Below are 21,726 nucleotides of genomic sequence, written 5' to 3'. Positions count from 1 at the left end.
GTCGCGCCGCGCCCGGACGTCCGACGAGCGTCGCGCCGGTAGCCTTGCCCGCGTGAGTCTTCGCCTGTACGACACCGCCACCCGCACGGTGCGCGACTTCGTCCCCCGGGTCGCCGGCGAGGTCGGCATCTACCTGTGCGGTGCGACCGTGCAGGCGCCGCCCCACGTCGGGCACGTCCGGTCCGGCGTCGCGTTCGACGTGCTCGTGCGCTGGCTGCGCCGGCAGGGCGTGCGCGTCACGCTGGTGCGCAACGTGACCGACATCGACGACAAGATCCTCGCGAAGTCCGCCGAGGCGGGCGTCGAGTGGTGGGCCTGGGCGATGACGAACGAGCGCGCGTTCACAGCCGCGTACGACGCGCTCGGGGTCCTGCCGCCCACCTACGAGCCACGCGCCACCGGCCACGTCCCGGCGATGGTCGACCTCATGCGCACGCTCGTCGAGAAGGGGCACGCCTACCAGGCGGCGCCCGGCGACGTGTACTTCGACGTGCGGTCGTTCCGCGACTACGGCGCGCTGACTCGCCAGCCCGTCGACGACATGGTCCCCGCGCCCGACGACGCCCCCGCGGGCGGCGCCAAGCGCGACGTGCACGACTTCGCGCTGTGGAAGGCGCCCAAGCCGGGCGAGCCCGAGACCGCGTCCTGGGACACGCCGTTCGGCCGGGGGCGCCCCGGCTGGCACCTCGAGTGCTCGGCGATGGCGGCGCGCTACCTCGGCCCCGAGTTCGACATCCACGGCGGCGGGCTCGACCTGCGCTTCCCGCACCACGAGAACGAGCTCGCGCAGTCGCGCGCCGCCGGGCAGGAGTTCGCGCGGTACTGGCTGCACAACGGCTGGGTCACGCAGGGCGGCGCGAAGATGAGCAAGTCGCTCGGCAACGGGCTGCTCGTGGACGTCGTGCTGCGCGACGTGCGGCCCGTGGTGCTGCGGTGGGCGCTCACCGCCGTGCAGTACCGCTCGATGCTCGAGTGGACCGACGACACGCTCCGCGAGGCCGAGGCCACGTGGGACCGGCTCGCGGGCTTCGTGGAGCGCGCGGTCGAGCGCACGGGCGACGTGCCCGACGAGGCCGTCGCGTCCGCGCCGCTGCCCGACGAGTTCGTCGCCGCGATGGACGACGACCTCAACGTCCCCGCCGCGCTCGCGGTCGTGCACGAGACCCTGCGCTCCGGCAACACCGCCCTCGCGGCGGGTGACCTGCCCGCGGCGCGTGACGCGCTCGTCACGCTCCGTGCGATGCTCGACGTCCTCGGTCTCGACCCGGGCTCGCCGCAGTGGCGCGCCGACGGCACCGACGAGCGGTACGCGAGGGCGCTCGACGAGCTCGTCGAGGCCCAGCTCGAGGCGCGCGCCGCAGCGCGTGCCGCGCGTGACTTCGCGACCGCTGACGCGATCCGCGACCGGCTGACCACCGCCGGTGTCGTGGTCGAGGACTCACCTGCGGGCGCCCGTTGGACGCTCGCACCCCGATCGGAGGACTGATGGCCGGCAACAGCTCGCGTCGCGGCGCGACGCGCAAGGGCGGCAAGAAGGGCGCGACCGTCGGCACCGGCGGTCACAGCCGCAAGGCGCTCGAGGGCAAGGGCCCCACGCCCAAGGCCGAGGACCGTCCGTACCACACGGCCCACAAGAAGAAGGTCGCGGCCGAGCGTCGCGTGGCGGGAGCCCGGGGCACCTCCGGCCGACCTGCCGCGTCCGCGTCGCGGTCCGCCGCCGGCAGCAAGGGCGGACGCAAGTCGTCGACCCACGAGATCGTCTCGGGGCGCAACTCCGTCCTCGAGGCGATGCGCACGGGTGTGCCCGTCACGACCCTGTACCTGGCCGCCAAGCTCGAGGCCGACGACCGCACGCGCGAGATCGTCTCGACCGCCGCCGACGCGGGCTACCCGCTGCTCGAGGTGTCCCGCACCGAGCTCGACCGGCTCACCGACGGCTCGGTGCACCAGGGCGTCGCGATCCAGGTCCCGCCGTACGCGTATGCCGAGGACGAGGACCTGCTCGACATCGCGGCGCGCGCGGGCGTGCCCGTGCTGGCCGTCGCGCTCGACGGCGTGACCGACCCGCGCAACCTCGGCGCCGTGCTGCGCTCGGCCGGTGCGTTCGGTGCGCACGGCGTGATCGTGCCCGAGCGTCGTGCGGCCGGCGTCACGGCGGCTGCGTGGAAGGTGTCCGCCGGTGCCGCCGCACGCGTGCCCGTCGCGCGCGTCACCAACCTCGCGCGGACCCTGCAGGAGTGGAAGAAGGCCGGCGTGTTCGTCGTCGGGCTCGACGGTGGCGGGGACGTCGCCGTCGCCGACCTGCCCTACGCCGGTGACCCGCTCGTCGTCGTCGTCGGGTCCGAGGGCAAGGGCCTGTCGCGGCTCGTGCGCGAGCAGTGCGACGCGATCGCGTCCATCCCGATCTCGTCCGAGGTCGAGTCGCTCAACGCGGGCGTCGCCGCGGGCATCGCCCTGTACGAGGTCGCTCGCCACCGTGCCTGACCCGGCCGCCGACGCGGTGACCGAGGCGGCGCCGACGATCCTCGAGATCGCGGTGCAGGACGTGAGCGGGGCGGTCGCGGCGGTCCGCGCCGGCGCGCAGCGGCTCGAGCTGTGCACCGCGCTGGCCGCGACCGGTGGGGTGACGCCCGGCGTCGGGCTGCTCGAGGCGGTCGTCGAGGCGGTGCCCAGGACCGGCGTGCACGTGCTCGTCCGCCCGCGCCCGGGCGGATTCGTCTACGCGCCCGACGAGGTCGCCGTGCAGGTCCGGGAGGTCCGCGCCGCTGTGCGCGCGGGGGCGTCCGGTGTCGTCGTCGGCGCGCTCACCGCCGACGGCCGGGTCGACGAGGGCGTCCTCGAACGACTCGTGGCCGCGGCCGACGGCGTCGAGGTGACCTTCCACCGCGCGTTCGACGTGCTCGCGCCCTCGTCGCCGGCGTTGTCTGCGGCGCTGGAGGTCCTGGCTCGGCACGGGGTCACGCGCGTGCTCACCTCGGGGGGTGCGGCCCGAGCGGGCGACGGCCTCGCGCGGATCCGTGCGACGGTCGCGCACGTGGGTGGTCGCGTGCAGGTCATGGCGGGCGGCGGTGTGCGCGTCGCGGACATCCCCGCGATCGTCGAGACGGGCGTCGCCGCGGTGCACCTGTCGGCCTCGCGCGCGGTGGCGGGCGACGGCGGACCGGGTGGTGGGGCGGACGCGGGCTGGACGACGACCGACGAGCGTGTCGTCGCCGCCGCGCACGCCGCACTCGACCGCCCGCTGACCCACCAGCCGCAGACCGACTAGTCACTCCCGACCCGCCGCAGGCTGACCCGTGACTGCCGCCCGGCCGCGGGCCGACCCGCGAGCCGACCAGGTGCATGCTCACCAGCAGCTGCCGACCGGCCGTGCGCGAACCGGCCTCCGCCGACCAGCGCCAGCCCGACCCGCCGCCCACCGGCACGGGCGGGGGAGGGGCCGTCAGCCGATGAGCTGGTCGTCGTCGATCGTCGGGATCGTGTCCGTGCTGTCCCTCAGGTCGCCCGGCTGGATGCCGAGGATCGACTGCTCGTCGGGCCGGTTCGGCAGGATGTGCTTCACGTAGCTCTTCGCGACCTCGTTGAGCGGCACGTCGCGGTGCTGCTGCTGCGAGAGGTACCACCGGTGGTCGAGCAGCTCGTGGAAGATCTGCGCGGGCTCGAGCTTGCCGCGCATCTCACGCGGGACCTTGCGGACCGCGGGCTCGAAGACCTCGGTGAGCCAGTCGTGTGCGACGAACGACTCGTCCTCGGCCTGACGGTCGGTCGCTGCCCGGTACTCGTCGAGGTCGTTGAGGAGCCGCCGCGCCTGGTTCTCGCCGACGTCCAGACCGGTCAGGCGCATGAGCCGCCGCGAGTGGTGGCCGGACTCGACGACCTTCGGCTGGATGCGCACCGTGGTGCCGTCGAGGTCGCTCGTGATGTCGAGCTCGCCCACGTCGAAGCCCAGGTCGTTGAGCCGGTCGATGCGCGCCTGCACACGCCACCGCTCGCCGTAGCCGAACGACTCGACCTCGGTCAGGGCGCGCCACAGCTCGCGGTACCGCTCCGCGAGCGCGTTGCCGATCGCGACCGCGTCGACGTCCTCCTCGAGGAACTCGCCGGCCTGCAGGTCCATGAGCTCGCCGATGATGTTGACGCGGGCGACCTCGAGGTCGTACGCGCGCTGACCCTCGGTCAGCTGCTCGTGCAGGTCGCCCGTCTCGGCGTCGACGAGGTACGCGGCGAAGGTCTCCGCGTCTCGTCGGAACAGGGTGTTCGACAGCGACACGTCGCCCCAGTAGAAGCCCGCGAGGTGCAGCCGGACGAGCAGCACGGCGAGCGCGTCGATGAGCCGCGTGGCGGTGTCCGGGCGCAGCGACTGGCTGAACAGGGAGCGGTACGGCAGCGAGAACTGCAGGTGCTTGGTGATGAGCACCGCCTCGAGCGGCTCGCCCTCGGGCGAACGCCGACCCGTGATGACGCCGACCGGCTCGACCGACGGCACGTCCAGGCGGCGCAGCTGGCGCAGCAGCTCGTACTCGCGGTACGCGACCGTCTCGCCGATCTCCTTGATGGCGATGACGCGACCCGACAGTCGCGCGAACCGCACGATGTGCCGGGAGATGCCGCGAGGGAGCGCGGCCAGCGTCTCGGCCGGCCACTCCTCGAGCGGGATGTGCCACGGCAGGTCGAGCAGCGCCGGGTCGGGCGTGGCCGCCGTGATCTGCAGGCGCTGCCGGGTGGGGCTCATGGGTCAATCCTGCCAGCGAGGTCCGACGGTCCGTTCGTCGGAGCAGCGGACGTGGCGCGCAGAACCCGTGAAGGGTGCCGTCCGGTCCGCGGGACGGGGTGAAAGCCGGGGGCGAATGCTGAAGGGGTGAATGCCGAAGGGGCGGCAGCGGCCCGCAGGCCACCACCGCCCCTCCGCGTGGTGCAGGGGGATCAGGCGAGGCGCTCGCCCGAGCCGGCGTGGAACAGGTGCTGCTCGCCGGGACGGATCTTGATCGCGACGGTCTCACCCTTGGCGGGCACCTGACGCGGGTCGACGCGCACGATGACCTGCGCGTCGCCGGCGCCCGAGTGCACCTGGCTGGCGCCACCGAACTCGTTGGTGAGCGAGCCGTAGACGAACGCGTCCGAGCCGAGCTCCTCGACGATGTTCACGATGACCGGGACGGCGTCCGGCGTGCCGGCGGGCACGACGTCGACCGACTCGGGGCGGAAGCCGAGCGTGATGTGGTTCTTGTCGTCCTCGGTGAGGCTGCTGATGACCTCACGCGTCAGCGGCACGCGCGAGCGGCCGAGCGACGCGTGGCCGTCGAGCACCGGGAACGTGCCGATGTTCATGGCCGGCGAGCCGATGAAGCCGGCGACGAAGACGTTGGCGGGCGTGTCGTACATCTCGCGCGGCGTGCCGACCTGCTGCAGGAGACCGTCCTTGAGGACCGCGATGCGGTCACCCATCGTGAGGGCCTCGGTCTGGTCGTGCGTGACGTAGACCGTGGTGACGCCGAGACGGCGCTGGAGCGAGGCGATCTGCGTACGCGTCTGCACGCGGAGCTTCGCGTCGAGGTTCGACAGGGGCTCGTCCATGAGGAACACCTGCGGCTGACGCACGATCGCGCGACCCATGGCGACACGCTGGCGCTGACCACCCGAGAGGGCCTTCGGCTTGCGGTCCAGGTACTCGGTGAGGTCGAGGATCTTGGCGGCCTCCTCGACGCGCTGGCGGATCTCCGCCTTCGGCGTGCCGGCGATCTTGAGCGCGAAGCCCATGTTGTCGGCCACCGTCATGTGCGGGTACAGCGCGTAGTTCTGGAAGACCATCGCGATGTCGCGGTCCTTCGGCTGGACGTCCGTGACGTCGCGGTCGCCGATGAGGATGCGGCCGGCGTTGACGTCCTCAAGACCGGCGAGCATGCGCAGCGAGGTCGACTTGCCACAGCCCGACGGGCCGACGAGGACGAGGAACTCGCCGTCCTCGATGTGGAGGTTGAGGGCGTCCACCGCGGGACGCTCCGTGCCCGGGTAGACCCGGGTGGCGTGGTCGAACGTGACAGTAGCCATGGCGCTACCAATCCCTTCACCGGCAGGTACGTGCCGGACGATCCGTTGTGGAGGGTGTTCAGTGTCTTCACTGACACAGACCGGGCGGGAGGACCCGCGCCGGTCTGTGGGTCATCCTGCCACACGCGGGTGATCTGTCTCACCGGGAGGTCCCAGGCGCCCTGGCGGGACCGCGTGGTAGGACGCACCCGCGCCTGACCGTCGTCGGGCGCGACGGTCCGACCGCAGTGGGCGTCAACGCGCGGCCGCGGCGCCGGTCGGGGCGACGAGGAACGCGCCGCGCTCGTGGGGGCCGTCCTCGTCGCTGCGGACGGCGACGAGGACGCCTGGGGTCGTGCTCGTGATGTCGAGGCCTGCAGGTGCCCCGCTGTCGTCGAGCGTCCCCGCCCAGCGTTCGGTGCCGTCCTCGAGGTCGTGCGCGCGCAGGGCCCGGCCGTCCTCGACGGCGATCACCACCCGACCGTCGGTCGCGAGCGAGCACCACGCCGTCTCGGTGCTGCGGTCGACGTGCCACAGCGTGCGGCCGTCGTCCGCGTCGATCGCGTCGAGTGAGCCGTCCGCGCACACGTACAGCCGCCCGCCGAGAGCCAGGCCCGCGCTCACCGTCAGGTCCTGGCTCCACACCACCTCGCCGGTCGTCGTGGACCGGGCCTCGAGCGTCTCGTCGTCGGGCCCCGTGGTGAACCACATGAGCTCGGGCGCGCTGCCGTCGTCGACCGTGAGGTGCAGCTCCCTGCCCGGGAACTCCACCGAGCCGGTGGCGTGCTCGAGGACCACCCGTCCGGCCGGGACGAAGCTGCCGTCGTCGACCTCGACCAACGGGAGGTCGAGCAGGGCGGTGCCGCGCCCCGGCGAACGCTGGTAGTCGCCGGGTCCGCTGCCTTCCTGCGTCAGCCGTCCTGCGTCGTCGAGGCGCCACCAGTGGCCCTGCACCGACAGGAGCGGTCCGTCCGAGCTCGCGGTGAGCGAGCCCGTGTACGTCAGCCCGTCGCGCGCGATCGGCTCGGCCGCTGTCCACTCCCAAGCAGGCTCGCCGGTCGCGGTGGTGGCGGCGACGGTCCAGGTCTCCGCACCGTCGTCGTCGCGGCGTGCGGACGCCTCGACGACGAGGTCGCCGAGCGTGGTCCACGCCTCCGCGCGCAGGGTGCGCTCGGCGACGACGCTGCCGTCCGAGGTGCGCAGGACCACGAGGCGCTCGGGCTCGGGTGGGATCACCTGGCCGCTCGCGCCGACGGTGCACGCCACCTGGTCGCTCCACCGCTTCGTCCCAGGTGTGCCGAGGGGTTCGCACCGGACGTCTGCCGGGAGAGAGAGGTCCTGTCCGGGGCGGCCGGAGCCGTCGAGGAGTGCGACGTCCGCCGACCACACGCGCTGTCCCGTCGCGCGGTCGTAGCCGACGACCGTCGCGGTCCTCGTGTCGCCGCTCGATCCGATGACCACAGGTCCGGCGGGCACCAGCTGCCACGGCTCGGGGACGTCGCCGGTCGCGACGACGGGCATGGCATCGAGGGGTCGCAGCACGCCCGGCACGTGGTCGAACCGCGCCTCGTGCGCCAGGCGCCGCTCATCCATGACGTGCTGGGTGACGACGAGCACCCCGACGAGCAGCGCCGCACCCAGCGCGAGCCACCACCCGGCGCGGCGTGGCCTCGCAGCCGAGGCGCCGGCCGTCGGTGGGGTCGGCTCGGGCTCGACCAGCTCGACCAGCTCGACTTCGACGGGCATGCGCCGATGATGGCACCCGTCGCGGGCCGAACGGCCGCCGTAGGCCGCGCGGCGGCCGGTCTGGAGCGGGCGGTGGGCGCTCCCGTGCGCGGTCGCCCGGCTCGGCAGTCGGGCTCAGGCAGGCAGACCCATCTCGGGTGGACTCGCGCAGGTGGTGCGGGTGGGGTGTCCCGGCCGGGGTCGGGCCGGCAGGTCTGGAGGGCGGGCCGGCATCAGGTGGGGAGAGCGGCGGCGAGGGCGACGAGCGCGTCGACCAACTCGTGCGGGTCGGCGGCGCGCAGGCGCGCAACGGTGTCGCCTGCGCCGACCTTGATGGTGACGTCGTGCTCGGTGAGCGCCGCGAACGCGTGCTCGTCGGTCACGTCGTCGCCCGCGTAGACGACGACTCGCGCGCCGAGCTCGTCGCGCAGCGCGCGCAGCGCCTCGCCCTTGCTGGCACGCAGCACCGAGATCTCGACGACGTCCTTGCCGTGCAGCACGCCAGAGCCGAGCTCGTCGCCGAGTGCCAGAGCTTTCGACTCGGCGTCCCGCGCGTCGTCGTGCTCGGCCAGGCGGGTGTGCACGACGACGGCGGTGGGCTTGGACTCGACCCAGACCCCGTCGCGTCCGCGCGCGATCTCGGCGGCGCGCGCGCCGAGAGTCGCGAGGCGGTCCGCCTGCTCGTCGGTGAGCTGCACGACGTCGCGGTCCAGACCGTGGCGCATCACGCGCGCCCGTTCGGCGCCGTGCGACCCGATCAGGTACGTCCCGACCGGGCCCTCGGCGAGCGCGTGGAGGTCGTGCAGCGCACGCCCGGACACGAGCGCGAGCGACACGCCGGGCGCCTCGACGAGCGTGCGCAAGGGCGCGACGGCGTCGGGCAGCATCCGCGAGAGCGACGGGTCGTCCTGCAGCGGCGCGAGAGTGCCGTCGAAGTCCAGCGCGACGAGCAGCGGCCGCGCGGTCCCGTCGTGCGCGAGCCCTTCGAGCGTCGACCGCACGTCGACCGCCGACGCCGACACGGAACCCGACGCGGAGGTGGCCGCACGCACCGACCGAGGAGCCGGACGTGGGTGCTCAGGATGCTGCGGGGACTCAGACATGCGTGCTCCGCTGGGGGACCGCGGTGAGGACCGCGAGGAACTCCTGCGACCAGGCGTTGACGTCGTGCCCGAGCACGCGGCGGCGCAGGCGGCGCATGCGCTTGCGGGCCTCGCGCGGGTCGAGGTGCGCGGCGTACGTGATGGCGTCCTTCATGCCGTCGATGTCGTGCGGGTTCACGAGGATCGCGCCGGTGAGCTCGTCGGCGGCGCCCGTGAACTCGCTCAGCACCAGCGCGCCACGGTCGTCCGACCGTGCCGCGACGTACTCCTTGGCGACCAGGTTCATGCCGTCGCGCAGCGCGGTGACGAGCATGACGTCGGCCGCGAGGTACAGCGCGGCCATCTCCTCCATGGGGAACGACTGGTGCAGGTACTGCACGGGCGCGTGCCCGACCTGCCCGTAGTCGCCGTTGATCCGCCCGACCAGCAGCTCGACCTCGTCGCGCAGCTGCGCGTAGGCGCCCACGTTCTCGCGGCTGGGGGAGGCGACCTGGACGAGCGTCGTGTCGCTGGGGGACAGGCGGCCGTCCTCGAGGAGCTCCCCGTACGCCTTGATGCGGTGCCGGATGCCCTTGGTGTAGTCGAGGCGGTCGACGCCCAGCAGCAGGGTCTTCGGGTCGCCGAGCTCGCGGCGGATCTCCTTGGCGCGCAGCTGCACCTCGTCGGTGCGGGCCAGCTCGTCGAACGCCCGGGAGTCGATCGAGATCGGGAACGCCGCCGCGCGGACGTGGCGGGTGACGCGGCCGTGCGCGTCGTTGAGCGTGATGACCTGCCCGCGCGTGGTCAGGTCGGTCAGCCGGCGCACGACGCGCACGAAGTTCGCCGCGTCGCCGCCACGCTGGAAGCCGATGAGGTCGGCCCCGAGCAGACCCTCCACGACCGCCTTGCGCCACGGCAGCTGGGCGAAGATCTCCAGCGGGGGGAACGGGATGTGGTGGAAGTAGCCGATCCGCAGGTCCGGCCGCAGCGCGCGCAGGAGCTGGGGGACCAGCTGCAGCTGGTAGTCGTGCACCCACACGGTCGCACCCTGCGCGGCCTGCGCAGCGGCGGCCTCGGCGAAGCGCTGGTTGACCCGCCGATAGGCGTCCCACCACTGCCGGTGGAACGCGGGCGGGGCGATCACGTCGTGGTACAGCGGCCAGAGGGTGTCGTTCGAGAAGCCCTCGTAGTAGAGCTCGATGTCGGCGTCCGACAGCGTCACCGGCACGAGCTGCGTGCCGTCGACCTCGAACGGCTCGAGCTCGAGGTCGGGCGCCCCGCCCCAGCCGACCCACGCACCGTCAGCCTGGGCCATCACCGGCGCGAGAGCCGTCACCAGCCCTCCGGGCGAGCGGGTCCAGGTGGGCTTCCCCTTCTCGTCCAGGCTCACGTCGACGGGCAGGCGGTTGGCGACGACGACGAGGTCGTAGCCGTCTTGCGGCACGGCAGGCACTACTACTCCCGGGATTGACTGATTCTTGACCTTAGTCGCGGGCCCTCCACCGCGCTGCCCGAACGTCCGAATTGCACGCTTGCCGGGTCTCGTCCGGGCGTCTCGTCGGCCTGCGCGCGCACGGCCGCGGCGGCACGTCGTGGGTGTCGCGTCCTGCGGCGACGGACCTCGCGGCCGGACGCCGAGGCGTCACGGTTCCGGGCCGTTGACGAGGACTCCTCGCTGGTCGCGGAACTCGTACCGCGACGGCCCCGCGAGCACGGCGAGCGCGACTGCGCCGCCCGCCTGATCACGTCTCTCGGCAACCTCGTCGGCACCGCGCCCGGTTCGCACGGTCCCCGGGCGGTGCCGCCCGGGCTCCGGCGAGGGCGGGCGGAGGCGGTGGATGTCGAGGTCGAGCCGGTGGACCTCGTGGTGGTGGAAACCGCACAGGAGCACGGCGTTGGCCAGGTCCGAGCGACCCGCGTCACGGTGCCACCAGCGGATGTGATGGACCTGGCTGTGGCGGGCGGTGGTGGAGCAGCCGTTCCAGGCGCACTGCCGGTCGCGGGCGATGACCGCCGTCCGTTGGGCCGGGGTGAACATGCGGCGAGCGCGTCCGACGTCCAGCGGCAGCCCCTGCGCGTCCATGACGACCCGCGTCATCGTGCAATCGCACAGCGCGGTGGCCAGCTCGGTCCGGGTCAGCACGATCCCGTCGTCGCTCACCGCCGGCAGCACGAGCCTGCGCGCGCCGCCGGTGGGCGAGGCATCGAGCGTGGGCGCGTCGGTCACGGCGCGACGGGCTCGCCGGTGCTCGCGGATCTCCAGCCAGGTCTCGGCCGGGACGAGCAGGTTCACCTGTGCGGCCGGTGCGCTCACGGCACCGTCGGGCTGGGCGGCGTCGCGCGCGCGATCGGCAGGGGACGCCTGCTCGTCAGCGGACGCACCGGAGCTTGTGCCGCAGCCGGGCTCCGGGCGGTGACCCGCGGTCAGGGTGTGATGGGCCAGCGCGGTCAAGGCGTCGGCGCGCGCCTGGTCGGCGGTGCGGTCGGGGTCGGCGCGGTGGCCGGTGGCGTCGAGCGCGCGAGCCAGGGCCTGCCCGGACAGGGGGTCGAGCCGCCCCTTGAGGAACGTCCCCTCGGGGGTGTGGGTCATGGTCAGGTAGCGCGCGCGGCGCGCAGCTTCGCGGGTGTCCGCCAGCGCGTCGGGGTCGTGCGCTGCGACCGGCGCGGCCACCGAGCGGGAGAACTCACGCGGGTCGCTGTGCCGGGCCAGGTCGACCAGGCGCCGCTGCGTCTCGGGGCGGGTCAGGATCGCGGTGACCTGCGGGCCGGCCTCGGCCAGGGTGCGCCCCAGGACGTCCAGATGACCCGTGGGCATGGCCTGGTCCAGGACCGCCTGCCCGACGTCAGGGAGGGCCTGCATCGCCCGGGCCGAGTCGACCTGGCGCGCGGCGGTGAACCTCGTCGTCCCGGTCAGCCGGGCGCGCGTGTCCACGAACGACCGTTCGGCACCCGCCGCGGCCGCCGCGGCGTGCTGCGCGACCAGCACCGGCCCGCGCACCGCCGTGACCAGACCGGCCAACCCGTCCAGCACCCGGATCGCCGATGCACGCGTCGCCCCGGTCCACGCCTGCGCGCCACTCGCCCGCACCGCCAGCGTGCGCAGCGCGTGGGCGACGTCCTGCAACGACGCCAGCACCCCGGCGCCCTCGTCGGACACCGTGGCGCCCTCGTCGGGCAGCACGGCGGCACCGTCCGACGCGACGGAGCTCTCGCCTGACGACGACGGCGCACCGCTAGGGCGCACCAGCGCGCTGCCGGTCGGCACGGAGGTCATGGAGTCGAACACGTGTTCGACTCTACGCGAACCGGACGCACCGCACCAGACCTGGCCACAGTCCGGACGCGCTCGCGGGCCGGCCAGGTCCGCGCGCCTGTTCGCGCGCCCGCGCGCCGCCGCCTACCGTGACCAGGCATGGAACGGATCGGCCTGGCACCGGGGTCGCAGATCGGTGGGTACACGATCGTCGCGCCCCTGGGTTCCGGGGGCATGGGGACGGTCTACCGCGCGGTCGACGACGGCGGCACCGCCGTGGCCCTGAAGCTCCTGCACCCGCAGATCGGCGCGGACGCCGAGGGGCGAGACCGCCTGCGCCGCGAGGTCCTCGCACTGCAGCGCCTGCGGCACAAGGCGGTGGCCGCGGTGCTGGACGCGGAGGCGGACTCGACCGAGGCGTTCATCGTCACCGAGCTCGTCGCCGGCCCGAACCTCGAGGAGCACGTCAGGGCGAGCGGCCCGTTGGCGCTCACCGAGCTGCACGAGCTCGCGGCGGGCCTGTTCGACGCGCTCGCGGCCGTGCACGCGGCGGGCGTCGTGCACCGCGACCTCAAGCCCACGAACGTGCTCGTCACGTCCGACGGCCCGGTCCTCATCGACTTCGGCATCGCGCAGGCCGCGGGCGACGACGCCGCCCAGATCACGTCGGCGGGGCTCGTCGTCGGCACGCCCGGCTACCTCGCGCCCGAGCTGCTGGGCGGTGCCGAGCCGTCGCCCGCGACCGACCTGTGGGGCCTCGCCGCGGTGATCGCGTTCGCGGCGACGGGCCGACCGCCGTTCGGCGTACGCCCGCTCCAGGCGGTCCTGGCTCGTGCGAGCGCCGGCGAGGTGGACGTCGACGGCCTGGGCCCGCTCACGGCAGACGCCCTGCGCCGCGCGCTCGACCCCGACCCCGGCAGTCGCCTCGACGGTGACGACCTGATCGCCGCGCTCGCAGTGGTGGCGGTGGACGGCGACCCGCTCGACGGGCCCGTCGCGGCGGCGCACACGGTCGCCTACCCCGTGGACGACGACCTGGACGACGACGACGAGGACGCGCTCGACGAGGGCGACGCGGACGGCGACGCCGCGGCAGCCGATGCCATGGGTGACGACGACGTCGACGAGGACGCCGACCAGCACGACGACGCTGACGGCGAGAGCGCCGACGAGGACGCGGACGCCGCCGCCGACGGGGACGCGGACGCCGCCGCCGACGAGGAGGCGGACGCCGCCGCCGAGGACGACGACGTCGACGGGATCGCCACGACGCAGGTCAGCCAGGACGACCTCGAGGATGACGGCCGCGACGACGACGCCGAGGACGACGACCCCGACGAAGACGACCACGACGACGACGACCACGACGACGACGAGCACGACGACGACGAGCACGACGACGAGCACGACGAGGACGACCCCGACGAGGACGACGAGCGCTCGCTCGCGCTGGCCGCGACGACCGTCATCCCGAACCCGACCGCGAAGCCGGACCCCACGCGCGTCCTGCCGGCCCAAGGCGTGCACGACGGCGCGACCCGCGTGATGCCCGCGGGTGCGGGTGCGGGTGCGACGACGGTGCTGCCCGCCGGTGCGGGCGCCGACTTCGACGAGCGCGCGTACGACGACGACCTCGACAACCCCGACGTCGAGGACTTCGACCTCGACCCCGCCGACCTGCAGGGCCAGCGCCTCGCGCCGGACGGGTTCCGCCGCCCGGGCCGGTACGACGACGAGCCCGACGCGTTCGACGGCGACGGCGACACCGAGTGGGTCGACGAGACGGGCGTCGAGTGGATCGAGGACGACCTCGACGCGTCCGAGGTCGTGCCGGAGGGGTCGGGCTACGAGCGCCCGCCGGCGGTGCGCCGCTGGGGCTCGTTGCTCGCGGCGGCCGCGGTCGTCGCGACGGCCGCCGCGCTGGCGCCCGTGGTCGTGCTCGTCGTGCTCGTCGTGCTGCTGCTGCTCGTGCGGACGTACGGGACGGCGGTCGAGGCGATGCACGGGCGGCGCGAGGTGCGCGGCGTGCGAGCGAGCGACGTCCCGCGCACGCTCGCGGCGACGCCGTGGTACCTGGTGCGCGCGGTCGTCGGGCTCGTCCCGTCGTTCGTCGTCGCGTCGTGCGCGACCCTGCTCGCGGGCGGGGCCGTCGCGTGGCTGGTGGACAACGGGACGTGGACGATCGGTGACCTGGACGCGGGCGACGAGGTCGACGGCACGGCCGCGGCGATGGTCGTCGCCGCGCTCGTCATGCTCTGGCTGGTCGTGGCGTGGTGGGGGCCGGCGTCGGGCATGACGCGCACGGGGGCCCGCAGGGCGCTCGCGGTCGTCGCGCCGGGCCGGCTCGGCGCCCTCGTGATGGTCGCGGTGTGCCTCGTGGCGGCGGCGGTGATCGCGGCGCTCGTCTCCAACGGGGCGGGCATCGTGTGGGCTCCCGCGCCGGTCCCGACGATCCCCTGACCGGGGCGGCTCCCCACGCACGGGAACGCCCCGTACCCTGTGGGCTGTCGTCCACGACCGAGGAGAGACCGTGCCCACGAACGACCCCAAGCCGACCAAGTCGCAGCGGCGCGACGAGGCCCGCGCCAAGGCGCTGCAGATGCGGCAGCAGCAGGAGCGCAAGGCCAAGCGGACCAAGATCCTCAGCGCGAGCCTGCTCCTGCTGGTCGTCGCCGCGGTCGCGGTGGTCGTCGCGATCACGATCCGCGGCAACGCCGACCGTGAGGCGCGCTACGGCACGGTCGTGTACGGCGGTTCGTCGGCGCAGGTCGTGGCCCCGCTGCTCGCGGACGTGACCGCGCCCGCCACCGCGAACGACAAGGGCGGCATCCCCGTCAGCGCCGCGGGCGTGGGCAAGACCTCGCCCGACGACGTCAACGTGACGATCTACTTCGACTTCATGTGCCCCTACTGCGGCATGTTCGACGCCGCGAACTCGGCGGACCTCGAGGCGCTGGCCGCCGAGGACGGCGTGACCATCGAGTACCGCCCGATCTCCTTCCTCGACTCGCAGTCGAAGGGCACGTCGTACTCGACGCGCGCCGCCAACGCCGCCGCGATCGTCGCCGACAAGGCCCCCGAGAAGTTCACCGCGTTCGTCACGGCGCTGTTCTCGGCCCAGCCCAAGGAGGGCACGACGGGTCCGACCGACGACGAGATCGCGGAGCTGGCCGTCGGGGTCGGCGTCCCGCAGGACGTCGCGGACACGTTCACGGACACGGTCGAGGGCACGTACGAGGTGGGCGAGCCCGCCGAGGAGCGCACGGGCGAGTGGCGCACCTTCGCGCCGTGGGTCTCGGCTGCGACGCACCAGATGCAGCTGGACCGCGGCAAGGTCGGCACGCCGACCGTCACGATCGACGGCCAGGACTGGCCGGGCGCCGAGGGTGACAACGGCCTGCTCTACCAGCAGGGTCCGCTGAAGGAGGCCGTCGAGGCCGCGCTCGCCGCCAAGGGCTGACCACCAGCACGACGAACGGGCCCGGTCCGGGTCGCTCTGCGGAGCGGCTCCGGACCGGGCCCGTTCGTCGTCCGCCGCGATCTGCACGCGGCGGCTGGGGAGCCCCCTATCGGATTCGAACCGATGACCCCCTGTTTACAAGACAGGTGCTCTGGCCAGCTGAGCTAAGGAGGCGGGTCGGCGCTCAGCCTACCGGTGCTCAGAGGCCCGGCCCGGTCTCCTCCAGGAGGCGCAGGGCGGCGCTGACGCGGGGGTTGCGGGACGGGTCGGCGTCGATGCCGAGCGTCGCGTAGAGCGCGTTGACGTGGTTCTGCACGGACTTCTCGGTGATGCCGAGCTTCTCGCCGATGCCGGCGTTCGACAGTCCCGCGGCCAGCAGTCGCAGCACCTCGTACTGGCGGTGTGTGAGCTGGGCGACGTCCGAGCCGGCGCGCGGCGTGATGCGCGCGAGCAGCTCGGGGTCGAGCACGGTCTGGCGCACGGCCGCCGAGCGGACCGCGGAGACCAGCAGGTCCTCGCTCGTCGAGCTGTTCTTGGACAGGTAGCCCCAGCCCTCGGCGACGTCCGCGGGCAGGTCGAGCAGCAGGTCCATCGCGTCGTGCGCGGACAGCAGGAGGATGCCGAGCTCGGGCTGCTGACGGCGCAGCGTCACGCCGAGGGCGATGCCGTTGCCGTCGGGCAGGTCGATGTCGAGGATCGCGACGTGCGCGGCGCCGGGACGCAGCGCACGTCGCGCGTCGCTCACGGTCCCGACGGACACGACCACCTGGAGCCCGGCCGTCTGGCCCAGGGTGCGCTCGAGCATGGAGCGAAAGAGTGGCTGGTCCTCGACGACCGCCACTCGGATCACGTCCGGGTCAAGAGTGCTCATCGGGTTCAGTATCGTCTGCGACGGCCCGGGAAGCGGGCAAGGACCACAGCGGGTCGGGCGGGAGCGACGATGAGCGACGTGACGCGCGAGGTCGTGCGCCCCGGCGACGACGCCCAGAACCGTCGGCTGCTGCTGAGGCTGACCGGCATCGTCGCGCTCGGCTACGGGCTGGGCGCCTCGATGCAGGCCGCCTACATCTACTCCCGGTACGTGCCCGACTGGGCGGAGGTGAGCGTCTGGTCGCGGATCGCCGCCAACGTCGCCGCCGTCGTCGTGCTGCTCCTCGTGCTCGGGTCCCTGCGGGTGTACCGCTGGCCGACCGCACCGCAGCTCTTCCTGGGAGCCGTGCTGGCCTCGACGGTCGCGGCCGTGTGCCGGGTGTTCGTGCAGCTCGCGCTGGGGGTGTACGACGAGCCCGACGGGTTGACGATCGAGGCGGAGTTCTCGGCGGGCCTGATCATCGCGGGCATCTCGTCGGGCATCGGCATGTGGGGGCTGCTCTCGCGCCGCAGGGTCCGTGCCGAGCTGCGCCGGGCCGAGCGTGAGGCGGTCGAGGTCGAGCACGTGCTCGAGGCGCTCGAGGCCGAGGAGGTCAGGGTCCGGCGCGAGGTCGCCGAGGGTCTGCACGGCACGCTGCAGGGCAAGCTCGTCATCGTCAACGCGCACCTGGTCGAGGTGATCGACCGCATCCGGGCGCGCGGTGACCACCCTGACGACGTCGCGTCGCTGGAGTGGGCGCGGCGCGAGCTCGACGTGGTGCGCGAGCTGGACGTGCGGCAGATGAGCCGGCTGCTGTACCCGGAGCGGCTCGAGCTCGGCGTGGTCCCGGCCGTGCGCGCGCTCGTCGGGCGCCTGCCGATGACGATCGCGACGAAGATCGTCGTGGCGCCCCCGGTGCGCGAGATCGACGACCCCGAGCGCGGCTCGCTGACGACCGCGCAGCGCCTCCTCGCGGTGCGCGTGGTGGAGGAGGGCGTGACCAACGCGCTCAAGTTCGGTCCGGCGTCGCGGATCGTCGTCGAGCTCGACGTGCAGGACGGTGCGCTCGTCGTCTCGGTGGAGAACGACGGCCAGCCCCTCGACCCGTCGCACGCCGACCCGGACGGCGGCACGGCGCGTCTGGCGAGCCGGCTGCACCTCGTCCGGGGGACGGTGACGCTCGCCCCGCTGCGGCCCCGCGGGGTGCGACTCGAGGCCCGCCTGCCCCTCTAGCCGGCCGCCGGCGCGACGCGTCCGCCGCGGCCCGGCCCGCACTGCATCGTCGCAGGTGAAGTCCGATTTCGGACACTCGTCCAGATCTTCGGGTGACCACTGTCGGGTGAATCACCTCGGCATTTCGGACGGGGTGGGTGGCAGCACCCAGCCCGTCGGACACCCCGTTTCCGATGACTCCTATGTTCGCTACCGGCCCGCCCCCCACGGACCACAGCGAGCTGGCCCTCGGAGCGAGGGTTGCGATCTTCGTCGAGGAGTCCCCCATGAGCAAGAAGAACAACCGCCGCAAGGTCATGGCCGTCGGTCTGGCGATCGTCGGCGTCGCGGGCCTGTCGCTCGCGTCCGCGTCGCAGCTGAACCTCAGCTGGAGCGGCAACTTCCAGACGGGCACCGTCGCGGTCAACGCGAGCTGCCAGCCCGCGGCCACCCCCATCACGACGTCCTTCGCGACGCCGACGTTCGACGGCACCGTCACGGCGCCCTGGAAGGTCGCGAACGTGACCTTCTCCGGCGTCGACGCCGCGTGCGCCACCAAGAAGTACGAGGCCGCCTACAAGCTGGCGTCCGGTGACTGGGTCAAGTTCACGCCGGCCTCGGCCCCGTCCGTCGGTGCCGCCGGTGGCTCGCTCACGGTCGCGCTGCCGACGGGTGTCGCCCCCGACACCATCGCCCAGTTCGCGCTCACCATCTACAGCTGACCTCCGGGCTGACGTGCTGGACCGGCCAGAGCTCGTAGCGCCCGACGCGCCCCTCGCGCGTCGGGCGCTACGCGCGCTCCCGTCGGTCCTGTTCTACGTGGCGGTCGCGGTCATCGCCTGGTTCATCTGGCCGACGAGCCTCGGCGGCTGCACCACCCTGACGCTCGTCTCGGGCCACTCCATGGAGCCCACGTACGTCACGGGCGACATCGTGGTCGCGCGCTGCGGGCAGCCCGCGGTCGGCGACGTGATCGTCTACGCGCCCGACGAGGTCGCGGGCAACAGCCGCATCATCCACCGGGTCGTCGGCGGGACCGCCGACGGCTGGGTCATGCAGGGTGACAACAACGAGTTCCTGGACCCGTTCGAGCCGGCCGGCGACGAGGTCCTCGGGGTCGCGCGGGTGCACATCCCCAAGGTCGGGCTCGTCTTCCAGACGTTCTCGAACGCGTGGGTGTGGATCGCCATGATCGCTCTCGCGCTCGCGATGCTGGTCTGGCCGTCGAAGGACGAGTCCGACGACGACCTCGACGACGACGACCGCGACGAGCTCCCGTCCGACGACGGGCCGTCCGACGAGCAGCGCCCCGACACGCTGTCCCCTGACGAACTGAGCCCTCACGAGCTGAGCCCTCACGAGCAGAGCCCTGACGAGGGCTGGGACCTGCTGGGCGGCGATCGCGGTCGCGCCCCGGACCGGGCCCCCGAGCTCGAGCCATCGGCATGACGACCGTGTCCCGCGCCGCCGCTGGGCGGGCACGTCTGCGCCGCCGGGTCGCCGCGGCGCTCGTCGTCGTGCTCAGCCTCGCGCTCGTGACGACGACCGTCGCGCACGCCGCGAACCTCTCGCTCAGCGCACCCCAGCGTCCGTACGCGACGACCAAGGCGCGCTGCGCGAACGGCCCCGTCACGGTCACGCCCACGGGCACGCCGAGCAACGGCCAGTACACGCAGGTCCGCGTGTCGGGCATCTCCGGCACGTGCGCGACGGGCGCCGTGCGCGTCGCGACCGGCGCCGACGCATCGTGGACGCAGACGTTCATGTCGACCTCGGCGACGGCCGTGACGAGCGGTGCGCTCACGGCCACGGGCGCCGCGTTCACGCCTCCCGACACGTCCGGCGGCAAGGCATTCGTCCTGCTCGACGGCTGGCCCGTGCCCGCGACCTGGACCTTCACGCCCCCGAGCCTCCCGGCGCTGTCCTGCCAGACGTTCACCCCGAGCGGCGCGCCGCTGGCGACCCCGTGCCAGGCCGTCGTGACCGGCGGCTCGGAGTGGGGCAACCCGCTCAACGTGTTCTACCGCGGGATCCGGGTCACGACGACGTCGACCACCGCGGTCCGGTGGCGCGTGACGATCCGGTTCACGGACACGTCGGTCTTCCCGTTCGTGCCCGAGAAGGTGGCGGAGGGCAGCGGCGGCGACGCGCAGCTCGTCGCGGGGTCCTCGACCTGCACGCCCACGCCCGTGGCGGTCATGACCGGCAACCCCGGGCACGGCCAGGTCAGCATCTCCGCGGGCTCGCCCGCGCAGTTCCAGATCGCCGGGACGCGCAACGGCGCCTCCTACGGCACGGTGGTCCTCGACTGCAGCTGAGCGGGTGCTCGGCCCGGGGACTCAGTCCCGTCGGCCCGCGTCCTGTGCGCCTGCGTCGGCTGCGCCCTGCGTGACGACCGGCTCGGGTACGGGGCGCTTGGGCCTGCGGGTGTCGCCCGACGAGCGGCCGCGCAGGCGCCGGGTCGCCCACGGGTAGACGTGCTCGCGCGCCCACCGCGCGTCGCCGCGCAGCTGCTCGAGGCGGGGTGCGGGCGGCTGCGGCGCGAGCGGGTCGTCCCAGCGCTCGTCGTCGGGTGCCAGGCCCAGCCCGACGAGCGCGGCCTGAGCGACGCGCGCGTGCCCCTCGGTGGTGAGGTGGATGCGGTCGTCGGCCCACATGCGCCAGTCGAGGAGCGAACGCATGCCCCACAGGTCGACGACGTGCGCGCCGTGCCGTCGCGCGATCGACCAGATGTGCGCGTTGTACGTCGCGACGCGGGGGCGCGTGGCGCGGATCAGCCCGCTGTGGACCGTGTCCACGCCGGTGCCCAGCAGCACGTCGATGCCCGCGGCGCGCAGCCGGACGACCGCGGTCTCGAGCTGACGCGCGAGCCGGTCGACATCCGCGGCGGGCCGCAGGATGTCGTTGCCTCCGCCGACGAGGCTCACCAGGTCGGGGCGCAGGCCGATCGCGGCCGGGACCTGGTCGGCGAGGATCGGGCGCAGCAGGCGACCGCGGATCGCGAGGTTGGCGTACTCGAGGGGGTCCTCGCCCGCTGCGATGCGTCGCTCGGACAGGCGTGCGGCCAGGACGTCGGCCCATCCCCGCAGCGGGACGTCGGGCGTCGCGGGGCCGGCGTCGCCGTCGGGGGAGTCCCACAGGCCCTCGGTGAACGAGTCACCGAGGGCGACGTAACGGTTCCAGCGGACGGTTGGCTCGGGCACGTCCGCCATTGTGCCGCGCGTCGGGCCGGGCGTCCGCGTGCCGCGCGAGGTGTGCCCGTCCTGGGTGCAGAGGGTGCGCATGGTGCGCAGGTCGTGAAAGGGGCACATCGTTCGGATGCCGCGGAGCGGGTGAAACGGTGGACACCTGTCCAGATCGGGACTCTGGGCCCACGTCTCGGACACTCGTCCAGGTGACCCTTCTACTGCACGTGATAACCATTCGCAACTAGGTGACCGCCGTCACCCCCGCGTGCAGCAGAGGGAGGAACCCACCATGACCACGACGACCACTCACGCTCGCCTCGAGACCACCGAGCGCGACGAGCGCAAGCGCAAGCGCGCCGCGATCATCAAGTTCTCGCTCGCGGGTGCGGCGGTCCTCGGCATCGGCGCGGCCGCGACGTCGGCCGGCTGGACCGACGACGCGTGGTTCGGCGCCGGCGCGAGCGCCGTCGACCCGGACGACGCGATCGACCTGCGCGGCGCGTTCGTCGCCGACGGCACGCCCGCGGACGGCGACTTCATCACCGCCGACGACGCACCCGGGACCGGCGACGACGTCGTCGTGATCCCCGCCGAGGTCTTCGCGGACCTCACCGCGGGGGACTCGATCACCGTGCCCGTCTGGATCAAGAACATGGGCACGTCCGACCTCGTGATCGCGCCGCCGACCCTCGAGACCGAGGGCGACCTGTTCGAGGCGGGCGGCGCGACCGTCACCCTCGGGTCAGCTCCGACGTCGCTCGCCAGCGGCAGCGCCGCGACCTCGGTCGACGTGACCATCGCACTGCCCGACTCCGCCGACGCCGACGTGTTCGGCGGCGCCGAGGGCGACGTCGTCATCGGGTTCCAGGGCTCGATCGCCAACCGGGCCTGACCCCCACCCGCCCGCCGGCGCACCTCGCGCCGGCGGG

General features: G+C 73.6%; 18 protein-coding genes and 1 tRNA gene. 10 read left to right on the top strand and 9 right to left on the bottom strand.

The features are described from left to right. The first annotated feature begins 52 nt into the window (after nt 1-52). From cysS to CGE01nite_RS14325, 3 genes are read left to right on the top strand one after another with little or no spacing between them, the layout of a single operon-like run. Nucleotides 53-1,486 (top strand): cysteine--tRNA ligase, encoded by a 1,434-nt coding sequence (cysS, locus tag CGE01nite_RS14335; protein WP_141371482.1) that lies wholly within the window; start codon nt 53-55, stop codon nt 1,484-1,486. Next, nucleotides 1,486-2,484, top strand: coding sequence for a 23S rRNA (guanosine(2251)-2'-O)-methyltransferase RlmB (gene rlmB / locus CGE01nite_RS14330; protein ID WP_048341548.1), 999 nt, complete (start codon nt 1,486-1,488; stop codon nt 2,482-2,484). The genes cysS and rlmB overlap by 1 nt, the downstream gene beginning before the upstream one ends. After that, on the top strand, nt 2,477-3,268 hold the full coding sequence (locus tag CGE01nite_RS14325; RefSeq protein WP_229747290.1) for a copper homeostasis protein CutC: 792 nt from the start codon (nt 2,477-2,479) through the stop codon (nt 3,266-3,268). The genes rlmB and CGE01nite_RS14325 overlap by 8 nt, the downstream gene beginning before the upstream one ends. Nucleotides 3,269-3,442: 174 nt before the next feature. On the opposite strand, the gene CGE01nite_RS14320 is transcribed toward CGE01nite_RS14325, so the two are convergent. From CGE01nite_RS14320 to CGE01nite_RS14295, 6 genes are all read right to left on the bottom strand, one after another. Continuing rightward, entirely contained in the window at nt 3,443-4,732 is a 1,290-nt protein-coding gene (locus CGE01nite_RS14320; protein WP_048341547.1) for a DUF4032 domain-containing protein, read from the bottom strand. A 191-nt stretch (nt 4,733-4,923) separates the two neighbouring features. Beyond that, on the bottom strand, nt 4,924-6,048 hold the full coding sequence (locus CGE01nite_RS14315; RefSeq protein ID WP_048341546.1) for an ABC transporter ATP-binding protein: 1,125 nt from the start codon (nt 6,046-6,048) through the stop codon (nt 4,924-4,926). Between the two features lie 234 nt (nt 6,049-6,282). Further along, nucleotides 6,283-7,773 carry an outer membrane protein assembly factor BamB family protein gene (locus tag CGE01nite_RS14310; protein WP_141371481.1) on the bottom strand — a complete coding sequence of 497 codons (1,491 nt, stop codon included), beginning with the start codon at nt 7,771-7,773 and terminating at the stop codon, nt 6,283-6,285. Between the two features lie 212 nt (nt 7,774-7,985). Next, nucleotides 7,986-8,804 carry a trehalose-phosphatase gene (gene otsB, locus CGE01nite_RS14305; RefSeq protein ID WP_229747289.1) on the bottom strand — a complete coding sequence of 273 codons (819 nt, stop codon included), beginning with the start codon at nt 8,802-8,804 and terminating at the stop codon, nt 7,986-7,988. 43 nt (nt 8,805-8,847) lie between these two features. Continuing rightward, on the bottom strand, nt 8,848-10,287 hold the full coding sequence (locus CGE01nite_RS14300) for an alpha,alpha-trehalose-phosphate synthase (UDP-forming) (protein ID WP_048341544.1): 1,440 nt from the start codon (nt 10,285-10,287) through the stop codon (nt 8,848-8,850). 189 nt (nt 10,288-10,476) lie between these two features. Beyond that, entirely contained in the window at nt 10,477-12,120 is a 1,644-nt protein-coding gene (locus CGE01nite_RS14295) for an HNH endonuclease signature motif containing protein (RefSeq protein WP_229747288.1), read from the bottom strand. Nucleotides 12,121-12,246: 126 nt separating this feature from the next. Here CGE01nite_RS14295 and CGE01nite_RS17385 point away from each other — a divergent pair, with 126 nt between their 5' ends. Together CGE01nite_RS17385 and CGE01nite_RS14285 are read left to right on the top strand one after the other, a co-directional pair. After that, nucleotides 12,247-14,547 (top strand): serine/threonine-protein kinase, encoded by a 2,301-nt coding sequence (locus CGE01nite_RS17385; protein ID WP_229747287.1) that lies wholly within the window; start codon nt 12,247-12,249, stop codon nt 14,545-14,547. Between the two features lie 70 nt (nt 14,548-14,617). Next, complete coding sequence (locus tag CGE01nite_RS14285) at nt 14,618-15,547, top strand: DsbA family protein (protein ID WP_048341542.1); 930 nt, start codon at nt 14,618-14,620, stop codon at nt 15,545-15,547. A 100-nt stretch (nt 15,548-15,647) separates the two neighbouring features. Here CGE01nite_RS14285 and CGE01nite_RS14280 read toward each other — a convergent pair. Both CGE01nite_RS14280 and CGE01nite_RS14275 read right to left on the bottom strand, forming a co-directional pair. Next, nucleotides 15,648-15,721 (bottom strand) — tRNA-Thr (locus tag CGE01nite_RS14280). A 25-nt stretch (nt 15,722-15,746) separates the two neighbouring features. Further along, on the bottom strand, nt 15,747-16,418 hold the full coding sequence (locus tag CGE01nite_RS14275; RefSeq protein WP_048341541.1) for a response regulator transcription factor: 672 nt from the start codon (nt 16,416-16,418) through the stop codon (nt 15,747-15,749). 69 nt (nt 16,419-16,487) lie between these two features. Here CGE01nite_RS14275 and CGE01nite_RS14270 point away from each other — a divergent pair, with 69 nt between their 5' ends. From CGE01nite_RS14270 to CGE01nite_RS14260, 4 genes are all read left to right on the top strand, one after another. Continuing rightward, nucleotides 16,488-17,630 carry a sensor histidine kinase gene (locus tag CGE01nite_RS14270; protein ID WP_141371479.1) on the top strand — a complete coding sequence of 381 codons (1,143 nt, stop codon included), beginning with the start codon at nt 16,488-16,490 and terminating at the stop codon, nt 17,628-17,630. 266 nt (nt 17,631-17,896) lie between these two features. After that, complete coding sequence (locus CGE01nite_RS17035) at nt 17,897-18,331, top strand: hypothetical protein (RefSeq protein WP_048341539.1); 435 nt, start codon at nt 17,897-17,899, stop codon at nt 18,329-18,331. A 13-nt stretch (nt 18,332-18,344) separates the two neighbouring features. After that, a complete protein-coding gene (locus CGE01nite_RS14265; protein WP_053071500.1) occupies nt 18,345-19,058 on the top strand; it encodes a signal peptidase I in 714 nt (237 codons plus the stop codon). Beyond that, on the top strand, nt 19,055-19,927 hold the full coding sequence (locus CGE01nite_RS14260; RefSeq protein ID WP_141371477.1) for a hypothetical protein: 873 nt from the start codon (nt 19,055-19,057) through the stop codon (nt 19,925-19,927). Before CGE01nite_RS14265 ends, CGE01nite_RS14260 begins: the two co-directional genes overlap by 4 nt. A 21-nt stretch (nt 19,928-19,948) precedes the next feature. Here CGE01nite_RS14260 and CGE01nite_RS14255 read toward each other — a convergent pair whose 3' ends face one another. Beyond that, the gene (locus CGE01nite_RS14255; RefSeq protein ID WP_141371489.1) at nt 19,949-20,821 is read right to left on the bottom strand and encodes an SGNH/GDSL hydrolase family protein; all 873 of its coding nucleotides are present in this window, start codon (nt 20,819-20,821) and stop codon (nt 19,949-19,951) included. 265 nt (nt 20,822-21,086) lie between these two features. On the opposite strand from CGE01nite_RS14255, the gene CGE01nite_RS14250 reads away from it, so the two are divergent. Beyond that, on the top strand, nt 21,087-21,689 hold the full coding sequence (locus CGE01nite_RS14250; RefSeq protein ID WP_141371476.1) for a hypothetical protein: 603 nt from the start codon (nt 21,087-21,089) through the stop codon (nt 21,687-21,689). Nucleotides 21,690-21,726: the final 37 nt, after the last annotated feature.

Origin of the sequence: Cellulomonas gelida, from assembly GCF_006538725.1 — a bacterium.
Lineage (GTDB): Bacteria > Actinomycetota > Actinomycetes > Actinomycetales > Cellulomonadaceae > Cellulomonas > Cellulomonas gelida.
The sequence above is the reverse complement of the archived record's forward strand: the minus strand, read 5'-3'. Positions and strand labels throughout refer to the sequence as shown.

Bases quoted from the DNA above. Each gene is read 5' to 3' on its own strand.
- rlmB (WP_048341548.1), top strand. From the start codon at position 1,486: ATGGCCGGCAACAGCTCGCGTCGCGGCGCGACGCGCAAGGGCGGCAAG.
- CGE01nite_RS14320 (WP_048341547.1), bottom strand. From the start codon at position 4,732: ATGAGCCCCACCCGGCAGCGCCTGCAGATCACGGCGGCCACGCCCGAC.
- CGE01nite_RS14315 (WP_048341546.1), bottom strand. From the start codon at position 6,048: ATGGCTACTGTCACGTTCGACCACGCCACCCGGGTCTACCCGGGCACG.
- CGE01nite_RS14310 (WP_141371481.1), bottom strand. From the start codon at position 7,773: ATGCCCGTCGAAGTCGAGCTGGTCGAGCTGGTCGAGCCCGAGCCGACC.
- CGE01nite_RS17385 (WP_229747287.1), top strand. From the start codon at position 12,247: ATGGAACGGATCGGCCTGGCACCGGGGTCGCAGATCGGTGGGTACACG.
- CGE01nite_RS14275 (WP_048341541.1), bottom strand. From the start codon at position 16,418: ATGAGCACTCTTGACCCGGACGTGATCCGAGTGGCGGTCGTCGAGGAC.
- CGE01nite_RS14270 (WP_141371479.1), top strand. From the start codon at position 16,488: ATGAGCGACGTGACGCGCGAGGTCGTGCGCCCCGGCGACGACGCCCAG.
- CGE01nite_RS17035 (WP_048341539.1), top strand. From the start codon at position 17,897: ATGAGCAAGAAGAACAACCGCCGCAAGGTCATGGCCGTCGGTCTGGCG.
- CGE01nite_RS14260 (WP_141371477.1), top strand. From the start codon at position 19,055: ATGACGACCGTGTCCCGCGCCGCCGCTGGGCGGGCACGTCTGCGCCGC.
- CGE01nite_RS14255 (WP_141371489.1), bottom strand. From the start codon at position 20,821: ATGGCGGACGTGCCCGAGCCAACCGTCCGCTGGAACCGTTACGTCGCC.
- CGE01nite_RS14250 (WP_141371476.1), top strand. From the start codon at position 21,087: ATGACCACGACGACCACTCACGCTCGCCTCGAGACCACCGAGCGCGAC.